Origin of the sequence: Leptolyngbya sp. AN02str (assembly GCF_050565595.1) — a bacterium.
Lineage (GTDB): Bacteria > Cyanobacteriota > Cyanobacteriia > Elainellales > Elainellaceae > Kaiparowitsia.
This window is the reverse complement of record NZ_JBNXVR010000027.1, coordinates 46,909-69,295: the sequence shown is the minus strand read 5'-3', so window position 1 is coordinate 69,295 and position 22,387 is coordinate 46,909. Positions and strand designations below refer to the sequence as shown.

Sequence of the window (22,387 nt, the reverse complement as noted above, 5' to 3'; positions counted from 1 at the left end):
ACTTCCGCGAATCCGTTCATCCAGAATCAATGTGGAGTTTAATCATCCGTGGTTACCCAAGCTTCTAACACGGCTTACGAATCCAAGACTCAGGCGATCGCCCGTCAACTGCTCGCGGCAACTCGGGAAAATCGCTCCTTTTTTGCCCAAATGCGCGATCAAATGCGCTGGGATGACAAGATGCTGGGCTTTGCCATGAGCAACCCTGGTCTACGAGTGCAACTCTTCCGCTTCATCGATTGTTTGCCCTCGCTGCAAAGCAAAGCCGAAATTGCCCGCCACATGCAGGAATACCTAAGCCAGGAGGATGTAGAACTTCCTAGTGCGCTCAAAGGCTTGCTCAACTTTGCCAACGCTGACTCTATGCCGGGGCAGGTCGCTGCAACCACGGTAACGGGTGCCACCGAAGCCCTGGCGCATAAATACATTTCCGGCGAAACCATTCAACAGGTGATCAAAACCGTTGAGCAGTTGCGCAAAGACAAAATGGCCTTCACGATTGACCTCTTGGGGGAAGCCGTGATTACCGAGGTGGAAGCGCAGTCCTACCTCGATCGCTACATGGAACTGCTGGAGCAACTCACCGCCGCTTCCCAATCCTGGAAAACGGTGCCGCAAATTGACGAAGCCGATGGAGAAGCGCTGCCCAAGGTGCAGGTCTCGGTCAAGCTGACGGCGTTTTACTCCCAGTTTGATCCGTTGGATGCCAAGGGAAGCCAGGAACAGGTGTGCGATCGCGCCCGGATTCTGCTGCGCAAAGCCAAGGAATTGGGTGCCGCCATCCATTTCGATATGGAGCAGTACGCCTACAAAGACCTCACCATTGCCATTCTTAAAGAAGTGCTGATGGAAGAGGAATTCCGCACTCGGTCAGATATTGGCGTGACCCTGCAAGCCTATTTGAGGGATACCGAGCAAGATCTCAAAGGCCTGATTGAGTGGGCCAAGCAGCGTGGCACACCCATCACCATTCGTTTAGTCAAGGGCGCATACTGGGATCAGGAAACGATCAAAGCCGAACAGCAGCATTGGGACGTTCCGGTCTTTCAGCGCAAAGAATCGACCGATTACAACTTTGAGCAGCTGACTCGCCTGCTGCTAGAGAATCACGAGTATCTGTACGCTGCGATCGGCAGCCACAACGTGCGCTCTCAGGCCTATGCGATCGCCATTGCCCAGGAACTCAACATTCCCCGTCGCCGCTTTGAGCTGCAAGTGCTCTATGGCATGGCCGACAAACTCGCGAAAGCATTGGTGGCGCAGGGGTATCGCATTCGGGTGTACTGTCCCTATGGCGACCTCATTCCTGGCATGAGCTACCTCATCCGCCGCTTACTGGAAAACACTGCAAATACCTCCTTCCTGCGGCAAAACCTGGAAGACAAACCAACTGAGGAATTGCTTGCCATTCCTAAACTGCAACCAGAAGATGCGCAGCCCGCTGCTCACGCGCCCAACCATTCCTCCAACATTCCCTTCTCGCCCGCTGCCGATACTGACTACGCCCAGGCCGTCAAACGTGCCGAACATCTCGCCGCTGTGGAAACGGTGCGCCAACAGCTCGGACAAACTTACCTCCCCATTGTGAATGGTGAGCGGGTGAATACGCTCGATTTTGTCGATTCCCTCAACCCGTCTAATCCCGATGAGGTGGTGGGACGAGTTGGGCTGCTGACTGTGGAGCAAGCCGATCAGGCGATCGCCGCTGCCAAAGCAGCCTTTCCTGCCTGGAAGAAAACCCCCGCCAAGGAACGAGCCGCGATTCTGCGTCGGGCGGCCGACCTGATGGAAGCTCGCCGCGCTGAACTCTGCGCCTGGATGGTGTTGGAAACCGGGAAAGTGTTGGGTCAGGGTGACCCCGAGGTGTCCGAAGCGATCGACTTTTGCCGCTACTACGCCGCCGAGATGGAACGCCTGGATGCAGGCGTAAACTACGACGTGGTAGGGGAAACCAACCGCTACCACTACCAGCCGCGTGGCGTATCCCTCATCATTTCGCCGTGGAACTTCCCGTTGGCAATTCCTACAGGAATGACAGTCGCCTCACTGGTGGCAGGCAACTGCACCCTGCTCAAGCCTGCGGAAACTGCCTCTGTCATCGCAGCCAAACTGGCGGAAATTTTGGAAGAAGCGGGCATCCCCAAGGGTGTGTTCCAGTACGTTCCCAGCAAGGGCTCCACCGTTGGCGCGCATATGGTCAAGCACCCCGATGTCCACATGATCACCTTCACCGGATCGCAGGAAGTGGGCTGTCGCATCTATGCCGATGCGGCCATTCTGCAACCGGGACAGCGCCACCTTAAGCGCGTTATCGCCGAGATGGGCGGCAAAAACGCCATCATTGTGGATGAGAGCGCCGACCTGGATCAGGCCGTGGCGGGCGTGGCCTATTCCGCTTTTGGCTACAGTGGCCAAAAGTGCTCGGCCTGTTCTCGGGTGATTGTGCTAGAGCCGATTTACGAGGCGTTTGTGCATCGGCTTGTGGAAGCAACCAAGTCATTGCATGTGGGTTCTGCCGACCAGCCGGATACAAAAGTTGGCCCGGTGATTGATGCGGCTGCCCAAAATCGCATCAAGGCCTACATCGAAAAAGGCAAGGAGGAAGCCACCGTCGCGCTGGAAATGCCGGCCCCGAACCACGGTTACTTTGTTGGCCCTACGATCTTCACCAATGTTTCGCCCACTGCCAAAATCGCCCAGGAGGAAATCTTTGGTCCGGTGCTGGCGGTCATTCGAGTGAAAACCTTTGAGGAAGCAATGGAGGCCGCAAACGGTACGTTGTTTGCGCTCACAGGTGGCCTTTACTCCCGTACGCCATCCCACATTCAGCGGGCGCAAGATGAGTTTGAGGTGGGCAACCTGTACATTAACCGGGGCATTACTGGGGCGATCGTAGCGCGGCAACCTTTCGGTGGCTTTAAGCTCTCGGGGGTGGGTTCCAAGGCAGGTGGGCCAGACTATCTGCTGCAATTCTTGGAGCCTCGACACATCTCCGAAAACATTCAGCGCCAAGGGTTTGCTCCTATCGACGGTGCAGAGCAATAGGTTGAAAACCACGTAGGGTGGGCACTGCCTACCCTACAATTCCTTCGTCCGCAATGCCAATTAATCTTTTGCGGCCTCGCCTGTCGTTGCTGTGTCTCGTTCAGGCTGGATGTCTGTCATCACTTCAGCTATCTCAAACTTGGCCGGGGCGACCTCTTCTGATCGGTTGATGAGGGAACCCAGAACATTGGCCGGCTTGAGATAGAGCCACCCAATAAAGAAGGCGATCGCTAACCCTAACTGAACTCCATGGGCGATCGTTAACTCTCCTGTCAACACGGTCGCCAGGGTGCGATCGATAATTCCAACAATCCAGGCGGATGTACCAAACAGCCAAACCCGATGTCTGGAAGACAGTTGATGGGTCGCTTTCGATGGAGAAACAGACCCTCGATCAGTATGCATCGTTCAATCCTTCTTCATGTATTGCGAGGGATGCTGACTCAAAACTGTAGAACACCCTTCATCGTGAAAGAGCATGAGTCTTTCTTCAAAGTGAATGGAATCTCTTGAACTCAACGCTCGCCTAAGCGGCGTTTTGGGCCATATAGATCTGCAAATCGCTTGAACAACCACATCGTGCTATGGCCAGAAGCACGAACATTGAAAAGTCGTTTTGTATTCATATCTGCAAGCTTTTTTAGATACGGCAAGTCTTCGAACAGGGTAAGACTGGCTGCAAAATGTAGGATGCCTTGCAGTAAGAGTTTGGGCCACTTTAGATCGGTGTAAATATCAACCAAAAATTCATGGTGATCTTCATCAATTGGCCAAACATTGAAAATGACGGTAATGCGCTTTTCCTGATAGACCGGTATGGTGAGTTCGACCATGTAGGGTGTATGCAGCACCAAGTCCACCTCGACTACAGGCTGTCGCCAAATTCGCAACGCATTTATCGATGAATCTAAAACAGTGCTGAACTTAATGGCCCCACCAATCGCAGTTGGCTTCACCTCATTGATTTCAACAACTCGCAAATTGTTGAGACTAAAGCCATGCACATTTTCCAAATGCTTGAGATTGAGCAGATGATAAATCTGGCAAAGATACGGAAAGGGCAGCGTATAGTGTTGGCTGATTTGATGCAGATTCTTCAGCTCATTCATGCGGTGTTGAGCTGTGCTGAGATACGCTTTATCTCGCTGAGAAATAGGCTGCTCATGATAGGTCTGTAGATGCTCCAATCCCGAATCTACCCAATCTTCTTCAGGCTTGAGATACAGCCAGCTCATCAACAGCAAAGCTGGAATGGTGAGCTGCACAAATTCTTGAGCACTGACGTAGCTATCTGCGTAGATGGATACGGCTCTATCTAATAGACCAAAGACCAGCAAGAGATTGCCTAACAACCAAATCCTAGCTCGAATCAAATTGATAGGAAGACTTGATAAAGATGCTTTTTGAGAAACACTACTGCCGTCCATTGCTGCCATTTCCTTGAAGAGTGCTAACTAGCAAGTCTTGGATATAAGAATCTTGCTATTGCTCCTCGCCTGTTTGCTCTTCCCTTGACTGAATTGATGGTTAGGTCAAGTTGATAGATCAAGAAGGTTGAACTGTTAAGTCGAGATATACCAACGACTTTAACAGTTGTTGCAATATGTGTACTCTGTCACAGGTAGAGTTCCAACTAAAGGCTTGGTGGGAGCGAATTAGAGCAATTTTTTAAGGTTTGTGGAGGTCGGATTGGTTGCTGCTCAGCTCGGCGCGATCGCCTATTTGTATTCATAAATATAGGTAAACGTTTGCCAGCGTCTCTATCCAAAGTGGAGGCATCAATCCTCATTGACTTGTCATCACAAACTGGAGCCTTTTGTTGATTCGGTCGCTCACGTCAGCAATCTCTTGAAGCCCCCAAAAGCCGATAGGTTACGATAGTAAGTTGCATACTCGTGATAGTTCAGGGTTTGCGGTTCAGAGTGGTTCAGAATTTCTGGTGCAATTTTCTGGTGCAATTTTTATGTTGAAACGATTGCTGTTTCCGTTTGTGTTGTCTGCTCTGTTGCCGCTTGCGGCCTGTGCGCCCAGTGCGGACTTGGCTAGCAATGGTACAACCGCCACACAGCCGTTGGTAACGGGGGCAATTCCCGACCAAGATCCGGAAAAATTGCAGCGGTTGTATGGCATTTTGTCGGATTATTTGTCGCAAGAGCTGGGTGTGCCCGTAGAGTACAAACCTGTGACCGATTACACCGCCGCTGTGACCGCATTCAAAGTTGGCGATTTGGATTTGGTGTGGTTTGGTGGGCTGACGGGTGTGCAGGCGCGGCTTCAAGTTCCGGGGGCAGCGGCGATCGCCCAGCGAGACATTGATGCTGAGTTTCACAGTGTATTCATTGCCAACACAGCTTCGGGATTGGACCCGTTTGAAGATGCATCGGGCTTGCAAAATTTGAAAGGAAAGACCTTCACCTTTGGGAGTGAATCATCCACCTCGGGTCGGTTAATGCCGCAGCATTTCTTGCAGGAAGCGGGCGTTTCTATCAACGACTTTCGGGGAGAGGTGGGCTTTTCTCAAAACCACGACGCCACTATCAAACTCGTTGAAGCTGGAACCTACGAAGTTGGCGTGCTGAACGAGCAAGTGTGGCAAAAGCGCAGTGAAGCGGGCGAAGTGGATTTGAATAAGGTTCGCGTTGTTTGGCGCACTCCCGCCTACTACGACTATCACTGGGTGGTCAATCCGCAGGTGGATGAGCGCTATGGCGAAGGCTTCGCCGATAAGGTGCAGGCTGCATTGCTGAAGCTAGACCCCAGTGTGCCAGAGCATCAGGAAATTTTGGATTTGTTTGGAGCCAGCAAATTTATCGAAACGGAAAATTCCAACTATTCGCAAATTGAAGCAGTCGGACGGCAGATTGGCAAAATTCAGTAACGAATCTGCGGCGGTGCCCCTTGTGGAACTGCGGCAGGTGACTCAGCGCTTTGGGCCATTTACTGCGCTGAGTCATATGTCGCTGCAACTGTATGCGGGTGAACGGGTGGCTCTGGTGGGTTCGAGCGGGGCTGGCAAAAGCACCTTGCTGGCATTGCTGAATGGCACCCTGGTGCCAACCCAGGGTGATGTGTGGGTGCTGGGAGCAAATTTGGGTCGGTTATCGGAACGGCAGCGGCGGCGCATTCAGCGACAAGTTGGCACGATCTACCAACAGTTTCACTTGGTTGATCCGTTGCGGGTGGTGCACAACGTCAATGCAGGGCATTTAGGACGGTGGCCCTGGTGGAAGGCGGCGCTGTCGCTGGCTTATCCACTAGAGCGGGAAGCGGCGATCGCCGCTCTTAACCGGGTGGGAATTCCCGAAAAGCTGTATGCCCGTACGGACTCGCTTTCGGGAGGGCAGCAGCAACGGGTGGCGATCGCCCGCGTATTAGTGCAAAATCCGCAAATTATTTTGGCGGATGAGCCTGTTTCGAGCCTGGACCCTGAGCGCAGCCGCGAAGTGATGGATCTGCTGCGAAATTTGGTAATAGAGGATGGCAAAACTTTGGTGGTGAGCCTGCATTCGGTAGAACTGGCGCGAAGTTATTGCGATCGCATGATTGGATTACGACAGGGGCACATCGTGTTTGATGCCCCGACTCAGCACATTTCCGATGACATGCTGGCGCGGCTCTATGCCCTAACGGACTTGCCAGGGGAGTGAGCATGGCCAACGCCCCCTTATCTCCCATGCCAACGGCTCCAGCCAAACCGCCCTTCTGGACTCCCGCAACCCGTTGGATGCTCGTAGCGCTGGTGGCGATCGCCCTTTCGCTCATTCCCACAGGCGTGTTTTTGGGAAATCCCATCGGCACGATTGTTAACCCCGGCGGGTTACCGCAGCTCTGGAGCTTTGTGCGGGCCAGCCTACACCCCGACCTAAGCCTTGAGTTTGCTCAGCTCACGGTGCAGGCAACGCTAACAACGCTGGTTTATGCCGTGTGTGGCACCACCCTCAGCGTGGCTTTTGGCCTGGTGGGTGGAGTGCTAATGTCGGAGGTGTGGTGGCAGGCGGTGTTTTCTCGGCAGCCACGCCCCATTTGGAACCTGCTGCGCGGGCTTTTGGCCGTTCCTCGTGCCATTCACGAACTGATTTGGGGACTGTTTTTCGTCAACATATTTGGGCTAGATCCGCTGGTGGCGATCTTGGGGATTGCCATTCCCTATGGGGCGATCGTGGCCAAAGTATTCTCCGAGTTGCTGGACGAAACGCCACGTCAATCGCTTCAAGCCCTGGTAAATAGCGGCGTGGCTCCTGGGCCAGCGTTTCTCTACACGCTGCTGCCCCAGGCGTTTTTAGATTTGTTGTCTTACACTTTCTACCGATTTGAATGCTCGATTCGGTCGGCGGCGGTGCTGGGCATTATTGGCGCGGGCGGGCTGGGCTACGAAATTCTGCTCAGCTTGCAATCGCTGCGTTATGAACAACTGTGGACGCTATTCTATGCGCTGTTTTCGCTGAATGGTTCTGTTGATGTCGCCAGTGCTGTACTGCGACGGCGGTTGGGGTCGCCCAGCCGACTGGACTTAAACCTAAAGCGAAGAACCCGGCGATCGCCCCAGCCCAGCATTTCCAGCTCCACGGCGCACACTCCCCTCCCAGCACCACCGTCCGCACTGCATCCAGCACAGGCATCTCTACTGCTGAGGCATCAACTATGGCAACATTTGCCGGCGATCGCCCTGGGTGGTGTAGCCCTACTCATTCCCATCAGCTTTTGGACCGTTGGGGCAGACTTTAGCAAGCTCTGGTCGCCCCGCACGGGAGCGCTGCTTGCAGATATTGTGCAGGCCGCAACCCCCCTTCACATCACGCTAGCGGAGGCCACTCAACTGGTGCGCCTATCGCTGCAAACGTTGGCCATGTCCATTGTGGCGATCGCCCTGGCAGGTATTGGCGGTGTGGTGTTGTCCTTTCCCGCAGCCCACAACTTTTTTTTGCCGGGCGGGCTGTTTGGCGGCAGTCGCAACTCGGCAGGACAACGGGCGATCGCCTGGGGCGGACTTGTGGCAACACGGTTGGTGCTGCTGGTGTGTCGGGCGATTCCCGCTCCCATTTGGGCGTTGGTGACGCTGTTTGTGCTGTTTCCTGGCATTTTGCCGGGGGCGATCGCCCTGGGATTGCACAACCTCGGCATCTTAGGGCGACTCATGGCCGAAGTCACCGAAAATCTAGACCAGCGACCGCTGCTGGCACTCAAAGCCCAAGGGGCTCCTGCGGTTCCCGTTTTTTTGTACGGTGTGCTGCCGCTAACCCTGACGCGCTTTCTCGCCTACATCCTGTATCGATGGGAGGTCTGTATGCGCGAAACGGTGATTGTGGGACTGGTGGGCGCGGGCGGGCTGGGTCGCTTGCTGACAGAACAGCTCAGCAGTTTCAATTATCAAGGTTTGGTGGTTTCGCTGGGTGGTTTTGTTCTGCTGACTTTGGCGGTGGATACGGTGAGTGGGGCAGTACGGCGATCGCTCCGTTGATATTGAACTAGATATTCAACGTTTCAGGATTCAACCTTAAGCATGGAATCTTGAAATGGCATGTTAGATGACGCTAGAAGAAATGACGCCAGCAGTCAATCGAGCTGGCATACTTGGCGGGATGGATGAGTTTCAGTAAATGTCATTAATTCTGGAAAAAACATCAAGAAATGCTGTTCTAACTCTAAATAATGCTGCTCTAATTCTTCTAGCGAATTCACAAGGGTATTTCGGCATTTCAACCGTTGAGAAATTCGATTCAGCGTTTTGCCGATAGAGTCTAGTTGTTGATAAGAACTGAGCCAATCTTGTTCAACCATGTAGGGCAGCATTCGCTGTAGGCGATCGGGCAGGATTGTTTCATGCTTTTGCAAGATGTGGTAGACCTGTTGGGCAAATTGTCTGAGCGGAATGGTTGAATACTGGTTCCAATGTTTGGCTAACAGATGGTCATAAAACACATCCAGCATAATGCCCGCAAACCGTCGCCGCTGTGCGCTAAAGAGCTGTTTGCTGGCTCTCACCAATTCGTGTTGATCAGTGTAGCTATCGATATGGCGATGCAGCTCAATTCCCTGGCGAATCGTTGGGGTATAGAGCTGTGCGATCGCCCCTTTGACAAAATCTCCCAAAAATCCACCAATCACCAGTTCTGGATCACTCTGAGCTAAAAATGCATGCGCCAAATAATTCATTGCTCGTACTGCGTAACCGTGAATTGCTTTAGCCCAAGATTAACCTAACGAGATACGCGATCGCCTGCTAAGCTCGCTATGCTAGAAACAGTGACGATGCCTACGTAAGTTGCCGACTTGAAACGCCAGCTCAAAAACCGCAGCTTACCGAAATTTCCTTCACGCTTTACCGGGCATAGCGATGAGTCAAACAAGCAAAAACTGGTGGGATTTTGGACGGTTTGTGAAAACCTTGTCTTATTTTGGAGCGGTGCCCTGGCTGAGTGATCAATCCTGGTTTCAAGCCATGATGGGAAGCCGCCCAAACCCAACTGTTGATTTAACCCATCAATCTTCGCCGCAAACGATGGAAACTGCTAATCGCCGTGTCATTCTCGACTTTTCGCAACCCGACTTAAACTTGGCCGACGTATGGGGGCCGCTCGATGATGTGGTGATGGGCGGAGTGAGCGAAAGCGGAGTGCGCATTGAAAGCGGCGTTGGAGTGTTTAGCGGATACGTTTCCACGGCAAACAATGGAGGCTTTGCGTCGGTGCGATCGCGCAACTTTGACCCACCGCTCGATCTATCGGGCTTCGACGGTATCGAACTCAACGTGAAAGGCGACGGCCAGCGCTACAAGTTCTTTCTTCGCACCGAAGCTCAGTGGGATGGTGTGGCGCATTGCTACTCTTTTGACACCACACCCGGCGAGTGGATTACCTTACAAATGCCATTTAGCGATTTTGTGGCCGTTTTTCGCGCCAAAACCGTTGACAACGCCTCATTACATCTCAACTGTATGACGGCCTTGCAGCTTATGCTGAGCAAGTTTGAGTTTGACAAAGCACTCAATCCTCATTTCACTCCCGGCCGCTTTGAGCTACAGGTGCAAAGTATTGCTGCCTATCGTGCTTAGTTCGCTGACCTCCTCTCACTATCCATGGGCGATCGCGCGCTCAATTTTTAAGCAAGATTCGGAATTGTCTGGGGAAGCGGGCTTTTCGGGATTTTAATGCACTTTGCAAGTCATCCTGGTGAATTGATTTCAGGATGGAGATAAACCATCGCTGAGAACGCCGCCTTACACAATGAAACGAATGGCTTTTCGTACTGAGTGGCATACAGCCGTTTCATCGTTTGAGTCATGTGCTGTTCTACTCGTAAGTCACTGTCGTTGATACGAATGTGCTGACTGTTTGTGAATTGATCTGTCTTTTCACCGATTCAATAAAATCCTACAAAAGGGGCTTTTGGGGCATAATCGTCGCTCAATGATTCATGCAGGAAGTCTCATCCATAGGCCGCACATGGGCAGAATGCAGAATAGGCAAAATACAGACAGAATGGTGAATCCATTGGTATGGGCAGATGGAGAATTCTCTGCAACTGGTGCGATCGCAACGAGCAAACTCATATAAAATCAAATTGCTCTTTCCTAAGCTTGTTAGGAACCCAGCGACCTATTTCCCAAGCCACCTACAATGAATCCAGTCTTACTTATTGCAGCTATTATCATTACCGTTTTGGTGTTTTTCTGGCTGGTGCGCGTTGTTCGGGCAACGCTAGGGTTGGCGATTACCATTGCCGTCATTGTATTGGCCCTACAGCTTTTGTTGGGGGTTGCCCCTGGCGAGGTATGGCAGCAAGTCCTGGGGGTGTGGAATTGGATACTGGATTGGTTTCGCTAATGGATTCATCCAGTCTTTAGCCTGACTGTTCTTTATCATGTTCACGTGTCTGTAGTGCTCACAACGATTTCGATTGGCGATCGCTCTTTATACTAACGGTCGAATCTTGAACGCCTAGTGCCTGAATCAGGATGGAGCTAAAGCTGTACAACCCCCTGAAGCACAAAGGTACGAGCAAACATGAAACGCAAGGGATGGAGCAGCTAGAGTGCAGAGGGCAAGGGTCGTCGCTTGTGGTAAGCGATAGGCAGTGGGTGAGATGGTATCAGGGAGAAGCGGATGACAGCGTACGATTGGATTTTGGTTGGGGCAGGATTGGCCGGTTCGGCACTGGGCTACGAACTTGCAAAAGCGGGCTATTCGGTTTTGCTGCTCGACCAAGACGCAGCATTGCAAAACGCAACCCGCTACAGCTATGGCGGCATTGCCTACTGGTCGGGCACGACCGAGCTGACCCAAACACTTTGCCGTGAAGCCAGAGCTTTATATCCCACATTGGCGGAAGAACTCGGCCACAATGTGGAGTACCGCGAACTCGATCTGCTGCTGACGATCGCCCCCGATCGAGACCAACATGCGATCGCCGCCAACTACAGTACGTGCTCAGAACCCCCCAAACTCATTAGCACCAGCGATGCGCTAGAGCTAGAACCGTTGTTGAATGCCGATGCGATTGCCTCTGCTTTGCACGCTAAACATGGGCATGTCAACCCCGAACTCACCGCCTTGGCCTATCGCCACGCCATGCAGCGGCACGGTGGTCAGTATCAAACCGGCACCATGGAAGCGCTGGTGCGCTCAGGCAACACCATTCAGGGGGTCATCGCGTCAGGCCACACGTACAACGCAGCCAACGTGGTCATTTGTGCCGGAGGGCTTAGCCGAACCCTGCTCAAAACCTTTGGTTTTACCGTGCCGGTGTATTACACCCAGGCCGAGCTGATTGAAACACCGCCGCTCGACTTTACGCTGTCAGCGCTGATCATGCCCGCCGAACTCAAGCGATTTGCCATGGAGGACAAGGCTGGCCAACCCAGCGTTGATGCTTTGTGGGATGAACCAGGAAATGAAGTGTTTCCTCCGATTTTGGATGAGGGGGCCATTCAGTTTTGTAACGGCCAAATCCGCATTGGCCAAATTAGCCGTACGCTCACCAACCCCTATGCCATGGTGGATGCATCGGCTAGCGAGGCTGCAATGCGAAGTGCTGTGGGCACCTTGTTGCCCCAATTGACCCATGTGCCGGGGCAATGGTTTAGCTGCTTGGTTGCATTTAGTGGCGATCGCCTTCCTCTTGTTGGGGCGATTCCGTTTACAAGCGGACTGCACGTCTTTTCTGGCTTTAGCAATCCGTTTGCGCTGTTGCCGCCCGCTGCCCGCCGTTTTGCCCATCAGCTTACAGGTCAGCCCGACGGGTTGCTGGCTCAACTGTCGCCCGCCCGCTTTGCGACCTCGTTTGTGTGAACTGGTGGGTTGTGTTTCACCTGTTTAGATCCGCTCCAACCTGTGTTGTTGCGATCTTGCCGGGGGAGATGGGAATTCTAACTGTATCTCCATCCCCCCTTAAAATACGCTGGTATGACAAACGGACTCTATCTCTACGGCATCTTTCCACATCCAGGCCCGCAACAACTCGATTTGGAAGGACTGGATAATCAACCTGTCCATACTCAAGACTTGGACGGGTTTGTCTTCCTTTACTCCGAAGCCAAGCAAAAAAAATATCTCTCTAGCCGCAAAAATTTGCTAGGCCATGAGCGGGTGCTTGAGGGCGCGATGGAGCATGGCTATCGTACTCTGTTGCCCCTTCAGTTTGGACTGATTGTAGACGATTGGTCATCGGTGCAGGCGCAGCTTACCCATCCCCAAGGTGAGGCTCTGCAATCGCTGTTTCACAAGCTAGAGGGGCATCGCGAGGTGAGCGTGAAGCTATTTTGGGAGCAGGATCAAGAGTTGGAACTGCTGATGCAGCAACATGAGGCGCTACGCACCGAGCGCGATCGCCTAGAGGGCAAAGCCCTGAGTATGGATGAAGTTGTGAAAATTGGTCAGGCCATTGAGCGATCGCTCGAAGACCGCAAACAGCAGATCATTCAAGAATTTCGGGCAACGCTAAACCCGTTAGCCACGGACGTGATCGAAAACGACTCCATGACCCCAGCCATGATCTACAACGCGGCTTATCTCATTCCCTGGAATGAAGAAGCCACCTTTGGCCGGCAGGTCGAAGCCCTCGATGCGCAATTCGAGGGTCGCCTCAAAATTCGCTACAACAACTTCACGGCACCGTTCAACTTTGCTCGGTTGAACTAGGGGTTGTCGTCCATGCAAGCTAGCATTCGCCGTTTTACCCTCCATTAATGACCTGCCCTGGGAACCCTAACTGCATGACCAGTTTAGCCCTAGGGCAACCGTTCACGCCTGATTCTGTTTCGCTCCTGACTCTGTTCAAGATTCGTTCATCCAAAGGCACAACGCTATGTTTCTCGATCTGCTTATGGCTCCAATTATTGCCCCGGTTAATGGCTTATCGTGGATTGCCGAAAAGATTTTGGAGCAAGCCGAGCCTCAACTAGACGTGAAAGAAAACTTGAAAAAGCAACTGTTGGCCCTACAGCTCGCATTTGATATGGGCGACGTGCCCGAAGATGAGTTTGAAGCCCAAGAAGAGGAACTACTGCTTGCCATTCAAGCTATGGAAGAGGAAGCTGCTTAGGTGCGGTTCTTCTGTCAATTTACCCCTCCAATGCTTTTGCATCGATGACCGTTGATTGGACTTCTTGCATAAATGCATGTTTGATGGCGTGAATTGTTGGGTGGCACTGCCACCCAACAATTCACGCAAGAGGTCTATTTTGAGGAGTGCAGGCGCAATTACCCTCATTCTTCTAACGGTTTGCCGATTCTGAAATGATGCGCTTTTGGGCATTGGAGACCGTTTGTGTCAGTTCCAAACCGAATGGTTTGCACCTTTGGGGGCAAGCGATTCGGTTTTTTGTTAGTTTGTCGTGGCTTGATGTTCTCAACAGATTTGGGGTTTCAGAACTCCTTGATTCGCTACATCTTGTCCTGAAGGAAGTTCAGAGCGTCTGAAGAGGTGTATATCTTGCAACTGTTCAAAATCACCTCCTGACATCGTCTCTAGTTCCTCTGTGGCAGATATTTATTCTCGTAAAATTTTGGGGCATAACCAGCAAATGTATTTGCGGTTAAAAGTGGCCCTTAGTTTAAGCCTTCGTCGGCAGATCTTTGTTGCCGTATGCGATGACTTACCGATGCGCGATCGCCTTGCTCGGCAATTGGAGGTCGATCTGTTGCATACGGCAGCCTTCACGGGTGGTTCTTCACTAGACTCATTGCGCGATCGCACGGGCGACGGCATGCGGCGAGAATATCCGCGACTCGTGACGGTGTCGCTCGATGTTCGCAACCCCAATCCGGTAGGGCAAATGGCCCAGTGGCTTAGCCAGCATCCACCACCGCTCGTTGGCAAACGACGGCTGCCCATGCCTGCCTTTCAGTTTGTTGGCATTGAGCGCTTAACTCGCCAACCCGCCGCCATTCAACGCGTTTTTCTCACCAATTTGCAAAGCATTGAGCGTAGTTTGCCCATGCTCGACTCCACGCTGTTGGTGTGGATGCCGCAGCCTTGGTTTCGTATGGTGCAGCAATCGGCGCAGGAATTTTGGCGTTGCCGTACTGCGGTGTTTGAGTTTGTGGGAGAGCCTAAAGCACTGTCCGACGATTCGGCATTGACCCACGCTCAACAGGTTCAATCAAGCCCTGTCGAGGTTGGCACCCGTACCGAACGAGCTACCGACGCGCAACTCGCCGACCTGCCTAAAAAAGCTGACCCTGCTAAAAAAACGGTCAATCATCAAAACCATCAAAACCATCAAGAGCGGGCGATCGCCTCTCAAGCTCATGTTTTAACTGTCACCCAGTTGACCATCAGTTCTCCGTTGCCGCGTGAGACTGCTCAAGCCGCGATCGCCACGACCGTGATTCAGCCTACGGGTATTATCCAACCGACCGGAACCGCGATCGCTGCTTCACTGGCAGTTCCCAAATCCCAACACCCACAGCCTGCCCAACGCCCTGCATCACTACTAATTCAAACCCCGGCTGTAGTCTTGGCTCAGCCTCCTCGCTTTGCTCTGAACATTCCAGCTGATGATTACCCAGCCATGCGGCAGGCCGAGCATATCGAGCAACTGCATCGGCAATCCTCAAAGCCTGCCGAACTGGCTGCGGCATATCGTTCGTTGGGCGATTTATACCGCGATCGCATTGAGCAAGGTAACACTGCTCCACACACGGTTACCCTTGCGATCGAAGCTTACGAACAAGCTCTTGTTTGGCTAGCCGAAACCTCGCCTTTGTGGGTGGATATTCTCAACGATTTGGGCAATTTGTCTTGGATGCGATCGCGCAGTGCGGACACAAGCGAAGAGGCGATCGCCCAGCTCAACCACAGCATTCGCTCCTATCGCTCGGCCTTGAAACGGCTGAATCCACAAACCCAGTCTGCGCACTGTGCCATGGTGTACAACAACTTGGGCAGTGCGTATGCAGATCTCGCACGGCATCAAGAACCAATTGTCAACTTACAGCACTCCGCTGCGGCATACCAACAAGCACTCGCCCATCAACAACCCCAAACAGACCCGGCAGGCTATGCTTCGACCCAAAATAATTTGGGCACCACCTTGTGGAATTTGGCCCAGCATCAGCAGCCTGAAACCTACATCAGACAGGCGATCGCCGCTTATACCGAAGCGCTCTACTATTCCACCCCCGAAGCCGATATCCTCCACTACGGCATGATTCAAAACAACTTGGGCACGGCCTATTGGAACTTGGCTCAGTACGATACGCCCCAATCCATGCTCACCATGGCCATCAGCGCCTATCGAATTGCCCTGCGGTATCGCACCCGCGAGCAGGTTCCGCTGGCCTATGCCGCCACTCAAAACAACCTGGGCACAGCCTTTTGGCATTTACTCAATGCTGAGCAATACGATGCAGAGTTGCGGTTTGAATATCTTACCCAAGTGATCGACGCCTACACCGCCTCTCTCAATACCGTTCAAGACGTGTTAGCGCAGTCGCCAGCCACCACCTTCAGCTTCGATCCATCTGCAACTCACACCAATCTTGCCCTTGCCCATCAGCGCATTGCCGAAGATGAACAGCTCAACCTTTCCTCCGAGGAGCGTACCGTACATCGCGAAGCAGCTCTCGGCCACCATTTACAAGCCCTTCAAGGTTGGTCTCACAATCCCAAACTCCGCCAAGCAGCGATGAGCCACGTGATCCAGATGGTTCGCAAATGCTACGAACGTGGAGGCATTGATGGCCAAAACCGGGCGCTGTCGCATTTGCCAGCCGAGCTGCTGCCCGAAGTGCTAGGACGCATCAGCTAGCTGGGGTTCACTGTGCAACCCAAAAGCTGTGGTGTGTCGATAGCTAGACTGTGGACAGATTGCCAAACACAACGTTTTATATAGGGTCAACTTGCTTAGGCATCAACGGCACAGTTGGCCATACACGGTTTATGTGCAACATCAAGTGCTTTTGCCAGTAGCTTGCCTTGCCAGAAACTAAACGGGATGCTGTGAAGCTTCGAGCAAATTTCGGCTTAAAGCTAACTAATTTCAGCCTTTTATCAATTCCTCTTTAGATATAAGCAAGCTCGGCTTTATCTCCATCTTTACTAAACCGTAAAATATCTTGCACTGAGATAATTAAATAGATGATTGAACGTCGATGACGCAAGCTCTATCTTGGCGCGATCGCCAGCTGTAAAATCATTCTTTCGATTGATGTGACACCGTGTAACACAGAGCACAATTAAATGAGCCAAAACTGTTACAAATCTAACAAAAAAAGCTGTCAGCTCTTTACCAGGCTCAACCATTCTTCTCGTACAAAGATTTCCCAAATATATGATCTGCTCTGCAAGCAATTTTTATTTTCCTAATGAATCACCTTTTGATACAAAAGCAATTGATATTATCTGCAAATATGATTCCAATTAGTGCTTACTCAGGCTGTTTAGAGACGCATTCCACACCAAAATTTTGGCAAGATATCTTCTTATATCTAAATGTACGGATTTCTGTATAGCAGCCCTGAGGGACTAAACCCAAATTTTGTGGTGGCAGGTCTGGTATTGGACGGCAAGCGGTTCTTTGGGCGATCGCCAGTTCGCCCGATATAGAGACTTCGTGCGTTACAAGAATCGTTCTCGCCTGCTAAAATCTGGTGATTCATCATGGTGCGTCTGCCTTTGGGACGTCAAGTTTTATAGCATCTTGCTGAGCGGTTCGCTTTCATTTCTGTTGATTTAGATGAAGTGAAACAGGATTTTATAAACCGCATGGATGGTATTTATCGGTAGTTTTGGGTTTGGAAAAAGTTAAATGTCTATTTGTGGTCAAATGATTTATCAAAATTAGTGCTTAAAACTTAATCAAGGGAGTTCATCAAGAGCAAGCTTATAATCTCCTTCAAAAGGTATATCAAAGTCTTGAAGAAACGGTATAAAAAACATCAATAAATCACGCTCATCCAAGGGTTGAAAAAGGTATGTTTAAGATTGTTGCTAACGCATTACGATTTCTTTAGTTATCTTGTGTTTTGATGTCAACGGTTGTTCAATAGTAATTGTCGGCAGGAGTATCTGCCCCACAGAATTCAGTCTTAAAACGTTCACTAAATAGCTGATTCTTCGCTTCATAAATTAACTCCAGCATGTGTGATGAAGCTGGGTTAATCAGTTGAAGTTTAAGGTCTCGTACTAAGTCGTGTTCTATTGATGTGTGAGGACTATTTGCCTCCGATTGTTTTGATTACCCTTTAGTAATTGTGTTGGTGCTATGCATACTTGTCCTTGCTGCTCTGAAACGTTATTGCGTCATGCTCGCTACAATCACATTTACTGGTTTTGCCCACACTGCTGGCAAGAAATGCCAGATTTAGAAGCAGTTGTGCTTGCAAATGCTCAAGCTCCAAAGGCAACGAAGCACGCGCCAAGGCTAAGTATGGTAGGGGTATAACTGCGTAACCCCCCCCTTGTTTGCTTTCTTTAAATGTAGTTTTGCAAGATGAAAGGGGCCTCAAGATGGCCCCTTTGGCGTTGAGGTTGGAAATCTCCTATTCAGTCTCTTTTTTGTCCCTAAGAATAACGTGAGTTTTGGATAAGCTGAAGCGTCCATTTTTGCGTGCGCGTCGCGCAAACTTCAGAACAGCTCTTAACTAAAACTGATGTTAAAAATAGGTGCTGACTCTGCTAAACATTGCACGTAACTTTTCGTGAAATATGAGGATTCCTGCATGAATGGCGTTTTGAACCATGAATCGTTGCGTGGCGCGTGCGCAGCGTGCCGTAAGTAGGCGTTTCTAAAGATTATGTGGTGCGAATTCTTGGAAAAACCCTGAACCCAAACTGGCGTGAAAAGAACAGGGCGATCGCCATCCCTAATTAAATTAGCTGCACGATCGACTGAAAACCATGCAGCCTGCCAATATGGCTCATATGCTGAGTGAGTAGCCCGTAAAGTGTGCTTGCTTAATCGGGGTGAATTTGGAAAGTCAGCACAGTTTCATCGACGCCTCGTAGCTCTAATGGGCTGAATTTTGTGATGGTATCTTGGTCAAGATAGTCGGCAACGGCAGCAGATACAAGAATAGAATTTGCTTCGGCAACTTCTTGAATGCGTGCAGCAATGTTGACACTAGGGCCAATGGCTGTGTAGTCTGCTCGCTCTGCTCCGCCAAACATGCCCACAACAGCGGTGCCCTGGTGAATACCGCAGCGGAACTGAACTCGATTTTCTTCGGTAATGATGCCGCGCTCAATCCAGCGGCGATTGAGTTCGCTGAGGGTGCGATACATTCTACGGGCAGCAGCGATCGCCCGCCTCACCTGCTCATTTGGGCTAATTTCCTCAGGCGCACCAAAGATTGCAAGAATTGCATCTCCCATGAACTTATCAACCGTTCCCCCATGTTCAAAAATGGCATGGGTCATTTCGGTGAGATATTCGTTGAGCAGTTCAGCAACGCGGCGCGATCGCAGCGTATTGGATAGTTGAGTGAAGCCAATAATATCGCTGAACAAGATCGTAATCATGCGCGGTTCGGGGCGCAGATCCAAGGCGAGTTCGCCCTGAGCTGCTTTTTCGACCAGTTGCGGTGGTAAAAATCGGCCTAGCACCGACTCGGTCAGATAATTATTGAGCTGAGTAATGCGACGTTCACTGTCCTTCAATGCCAACAGATTTCGCACCTCAGCTAACAGTTCCCTTGCGTTGAACGGTTTGGATAGGTAGCCATCTGCTCCTTGCTCTACCCCTTCAATGCGGGTTTCCTCGTCGGCCTTAGCCGTAACGAGCACAATCGGTGTGCCTTTCAGATCGGGCTGATTGCGAATCATCCGGATCATTTCTAGGCCCGACACCATGGGCATCATCAAGTCTGTGATGATGAGATGGGGACGGTTTGTTTGCGTTAGTTGAAACCCTTCGGCTCCATTACGGGCTGTCAACACTTGATGCCCAGCCTGCTGCAAAATTCCAGCAATGTAGGCTCGCATGTCGGTGTTGTCATCCACGACTAACACGGTGTAAGTTGGCTGGTTTTCGGCACTCTCTGCGGCGATCGCATCGGCAGCCAGTGCTGGGGGAATAACTGCCTCCATTGCATTGGCGCTTGCCAGAGGTTGATCGGTACCGGCTTCTACATCGGCTAGCTCAACATTGGCCCGCGTGTGCTCTAGCTCGGTCGGAACTTCGATAACCTGGTCGGGTGGCAAGTGAGCAATTCCAGTTTGCAGCCAAATGATAAAGGTTGTGCCCTGACCATACTCAGACTCAACAGAAACCTTGCCCCCATGCAACTCAACCAATTCCTTGACCAATGCCAAGCCTAAGCCGCTGCCCTCGTAGTGGCGGCTGGTGGAACCATCAGCCTGGCGAAAACGCTCAAACAAATGGGGAATTTGATCTTTGCGAATACCAATGCCGGTGTCTTGGACTTTGATTTGGCAATGGTCGCCAGCGGGAGTCACGGTGACCGTAATGCTGCCGTTTGCTGGCGTAAACTTCATCGCGTTGGATAGCAGATTGTACAGTACCTTGTCAAACTTTTCAACATCTAAGTAAACTGGCGGGCACTCGCTAATAAAGGTTCGCAGATCAATCTGTTTGCGATCGCAATAGGCGCGAAACGACTCCACAATTTGCAGCGCAAACTCCGACAGCTTGCAAGGCCGAAACGTAGGCTGCATCCGCCCTGCATCAAGCCGCTGTAAGTCTAGCAATTGGTTCACCAACCGCAGCAATCGCCGCGAGTTGCGCAGTGCAATCACCGATTGGTCGTAGCTGAGCCCCTGTTTTTGGTTCACAGCCGATTCCAATGGGCCAATCGTCAGGGTGAGGGGTGTGCGGAATTCGTGAGAGACGTTTTGGAAAAATTCGGTCTTTTGGCGATCCAGCTCCAACAACTGTTCTGCTTGCTGCCGTGTTTTTTGGTACAGGCGGGATTGCTGAACGGCGATCGCGGCTTGGGCGGCCACTGCTTGCGCTAGGTCCACTTCTTCTGGCTGCCAGTGGCGGGGCTGCGAAACCTGTCGCAGCGAGATACTGCCAATAATTTTGCCATCTGACAAAAGCGGTACAACGAGTAGGGAACGAGCAGGCGATCGCAACGGCAAATCCACTACGTTCAGGTCGGGATTGGCCTGCAAATCGTCAATGACAACGGGTGCCTGAGTTTCCATCAACCGCTTCAGCACGGGGTTGCCGTCAATCGGAACTAGCGACTGGGGTAGAGATCGGCTGGGGTGCCACTCGTCTAACAAAGACGAAACCGAAGCCTGTGCGCCTGGATCGAGCAAGTCCTGCCACGATTCGAGGCCAGTACTATCTTCAGAGGTTGTGAGGGTGCGATCGCTCTCGGCTTGGGGCGTCGTATCGTGTAGCCCCACACAATGCACCACCTCATCGTCATCGGTCCACAGCGACAGGGCACACCCATCCACATGCAGAGCTTGTCCCAACTGCTGAGTAATCGCGGCAAAAATATCCTGTGGATCTAAGCTAGAACGAATTGCTGTGGTAATGGTGTTGACCAGTGCTTCTCGCCGGGCCAACGCGCGCACCTGCTCATAAGCCTGAGCTTGGGCCAGGGCTAGTGCGGCTTGGTCTGCCACCATGATCACCAGCTGAACCTCATCTCCCTGCCAGATTCGAGGTTTGCCGCACTGGTGCAGCGCCAATACCGCCGCCAGCTCTTTGCGGCAAACTAACGGAACCACCAGCGTTGATTGAATATCGGCGATCGCATAGGCAGACTGAGCCGCCGCATTAGACAGAATGTGCTCATCCGTCTGCACATCATTAATAACCAGCACATCCTGGGTATCCCATACGGTGTGCATCAACACATCAGCCCGTAACGGATCGTGGGCAATGTCGCCATTCTCGGCCAGCTGCTTCGCTCGATAGGTAAATAGCTCATCTTCCAAGCGCCCATGATGAATGGGGCGAATGATGCAGCAATCTACCTCAAACATATGGCCCATCGTTTCTACGATGGTCTGCAAAATTTCCTTGTAGTTGAGCGCACTGCGAATGGTATTGGTGACCGCATTCAGCAATGACTCTTGCCTGAGGGTGCGCCGCAGCTCTTGGGTTCGCGTTTTCAGCACGTTGTGGGTATCAACCGCCTGCCTTACGACACCTTTTAGCTCTTCGTCATCCCACGGCTTGGTTACATATTTAAAGACTTTTCCCGAGTTGATAGCTTCTACCAAATCCTCAACATCGGTATATCCCGTCAAAATAATTCGAATAATGTCGGGATACTGAGTGGCCGTCAAGCTCAAAAATTCGGTTCCGCTCATCAGCGGCATGCGCTGGTCGGAAATAATTACCGCAATATCTCCCCCCTCTTGAGAGAGAAGATCTAAGGCTTCAGGCCCACTTTCTGCTCGCAGCACCTTGTATTCGCGATGAAAGGTGCGATAAAGCAAATCTAGATTGTCTGGCTCGTCGTCAACGACCAGAATTTTAGGTTTCACTTGCTGTAGCACCACCATACATCGCTCTCCAGCCTTGTAGACAGGATTGTTGATTGAACGCTAGGTTCCCTTCAAACCACCATGAACTGCTATGCACTCCAATAGAACCAACAGCCTCAGCCGTATTTCCGCATGCTGTTCATTCTGTTTTCCTGTCAAGGGTCACTACTACTCTACTGATTTGGGACACGTTAATCGCTTACCTTGGCTTCCTCGGTGGAAACACATCTCGAAATTGAGCCGCCATCTTCAACGCTTTGAGCGAGTACAGTAAAACTCTACTGCGTTTTAGTGGCTAAGAAAGGTTCACCGAGTGGGCGATCGCTCAGCAAACCACGCCATTCTCAACCAAATACACCCCTTCATAAGATTCCCAAGATCGAGAGAATGGTAACGAGAGGAATCACAAAATTAGCAACTTGCTGATGACTTA

General features: G+C 51.5%; 14 protein-coding genes. 10 read left to right on the top strand and 4 right to left on the bottom strand.

Annotation, left to right across the window (positions count from 1 at the left end):
- Positions 1-48 precede the first annotated feature (48 nt).
- Positions 49-3,045: an L-glutamate gamma-semialdehyde dehydrogenase gene (gene pruA / locus ACQ4M4_RS19015; RefSeq protein WP_430686032.1), complete on the top strand. Its 2,997-nt coding sequence runs from the start codon at positions 49-51 to the stop codon at positions 3,043-3,045.
- Between the two features lie 60 nt (positions 3,046-3,105).
- Here pruA and ACQ4M4_RS19010 read toward each other — a convergent pair whose 3' ends face one another.
- Both ACQ4M4_RS19010 and ACQ4M4_RS19005 read right to left on the bottom strand, forming a co-directional pair.
- Positions 3,106-3,450 carry a hypothetical protein gene (locus ACQ4M4_RS19010; RefSeq protein ID WP_430686031.1) on the bottom strand — a complete coding sequence of 115 codons (345 nt, stop codon included), beginning with the start codon at positions 3,448-3,450 and terminating at the stop codon, positions 3,106-3,108.
- Positions 3,451-3,560: 110 nt separating this feature from the next.
- The gene (locus ACQ4M4_RS19005; RefSeq protein WP_430686030.1) at positions 3,561-4,481 is read right to left on the bottom strand and encodes a hypothetical protein; all 921 of its coding nucleotides are present in this window, start codon (positions 4,479-4,481) and stop codon (positions 3,561-3,563) included.
- Between the two features lie 527 nt (positions 4,482-5,008).
- Here ACQ4M4_RS19005 and ACQ4M4_RS19000 point away from each other — a divergent pair.
- Genes ACQ4M4_RS19000 through ACQ4M4_RS18990 form a run of 3 tightly spaced genes read left to right on the top strand, consistent with a single transcriptional unit; the run spans position 5,009 to position 8,503 of the window.
- On the top strand, positions 5,009-5,923 hold the full coding sequence (locus ACQ4M4_RS19000) for a putative selenate ABC transporter substrate-binding protein (protein WP_430686029.1): 915 nt from the start codon (positions 5,009-5,011) through the stop codon (positions 5,921-5,923).
- Positions 5,907-6,692 (top strand): phosphonate ABC transporter ATP-binding protein, encoded by a 786-nt coding sequence (locus ACQ4M4_RS18995; protein WP_430686028.1) that lies wholly within the window; start codon positions 5,907-5,909, stop codon positions 6,690-6,692. The genes ACQ4M4_RS19000 and ACQ4M4_RS18995 overlap by 17 nt, the downstream gene beginning before the upstream one ends.
- Before the next feature lie 2 nt (positions 6,693-6,694).
- On the top strand, positions 6,695-8,503 hold the full coding sequence (locus ACQ4M4_RS18990) for a PhnE/PtxC family ABC transporter permease (protein WP_430686027.1): 1,809 nt from the start codon (positions 6,695-6,697) through the stop codon (positions 8,501-8,503).
- A gap of 95 nt (positions 8,504-8,598) precedes the next feature.
- On the opposite strand, the gene ACQ4M4_RS18985 is transcribed toward ACQ4M4_RS18990, so the two are convergent.
- Positions 8,599-9,198 carry an ACP phosphodiesterase gene (locus tag ACQ4M4_RS18985; protein WP_430686026.1) on the bottom strand — a complete coding sequence of 200 codons (600 nt, stop codon included), beginning with the start codon at positions 9,196-9,198 and terminating at the stop codon, positions 8,599-8,601.
- A 181-nt stretch (positions 9,199-9,379) separates the two neighbouring features.
- On the opposite strand from ACQ4M4_RS18985, the gene ACQ4M4_RS18980 reads away from it, so the two are divergent.
- The 6 genes from ACQ4M4_RS18980 (at position 9,380) to ACQ4M4_RS18955 (ending at position 16,294) form a co-directional block, all read left to right on the top strand.
- Positions 9,380-10,096, top strand: a complete 717-nt coding sequence (locus tag ACQ4M4_RS18980) for a CIA30 family protein (protein WP_430686025.1) — start codon at positions 9,380-9,382, stop codon at positions 10,094-10,096.
- A gap of 565 nt (positions 10,097-10,661) precedes the next feature.
- The gene (locus ACQ4M4_RS18975) at positions 10,662-10,868 is read left to right on the top strand and encodes a hypothetical protein (RefSeq protein WP_430686024.1); all 207 of its coding nucleotides are present in this window, start codon (positions 10,662-10,664) and stop codon (positions 10,866-10,868) included.
- 279 nt (positions 10,869-11,147) lie between these two features.
- Entirely contained in the window at positions 11,148-12,332 is a 1,185-nt protein-coding gene (locus tag ACQ4M4_RS18970; RefSeq protein ID WP_430686023.1) for an NAD(P)/FAD-dependent oxidoreductase, read from the top strand.
- A 114-nt stretch (positions 12,333-12,446) separates the two neighbouring features.
- Positions 12,447-13,181, top strand: a complete 735-nt coding sequence (locus ACQ4M4_RS18965; RefSeq protein ID WP_430686022.1) for a GvpL/GvpF family gas vesicle protein — start codon at positions 12,447-12,449, stop codon at positions 13,179-13,181.
- A 166-nt stretch (positions 13,182-13,347) separates the two neighbouring features.
- Entirely contained in the window at positions 13,348-13,584 is a 237-nt protein-coding gene (locus ACQ4M4_RS18960; protein WP_430686021.1) for a gas vesicle protein GvpG, read from the top strand.
- A gap of 436 nt (positions 13,585-14,020) precedes the next feature.
- Positions 14,021-16,294 carry a tetratricopeptide repeat protein gene (locus tag ACQ4M4_RS18955; protein WP_430686020.1) on the top strand — a complete coding sequence of 758 codons (2,274 nt, stop codon included), beginning with the start codon at positions 14,021-14,023 and terminating at the stop codon, positions 16,292-16,294.
- 2,147 nt (positions 16,295-18,441) lie between these two features.
- Here the strand turns inward: ACQ4M4_RS18955 and ACQ4M4_RS18950 are convergent.
- The gene (locus ACQ4M4_RS18950) at positions 18,442-21,972 is read right to left on the bottom strand and encodes a response regulator (RefSeq protein WP_430686019.1); all 3,531 of its coding nucleotides are present in this window, start codon (positions 21,970-21,972) and stop codon (positions 18,442-18,444) included.
- Positions 21,973-22,387 lie beyond the last annotated feature (415 nt).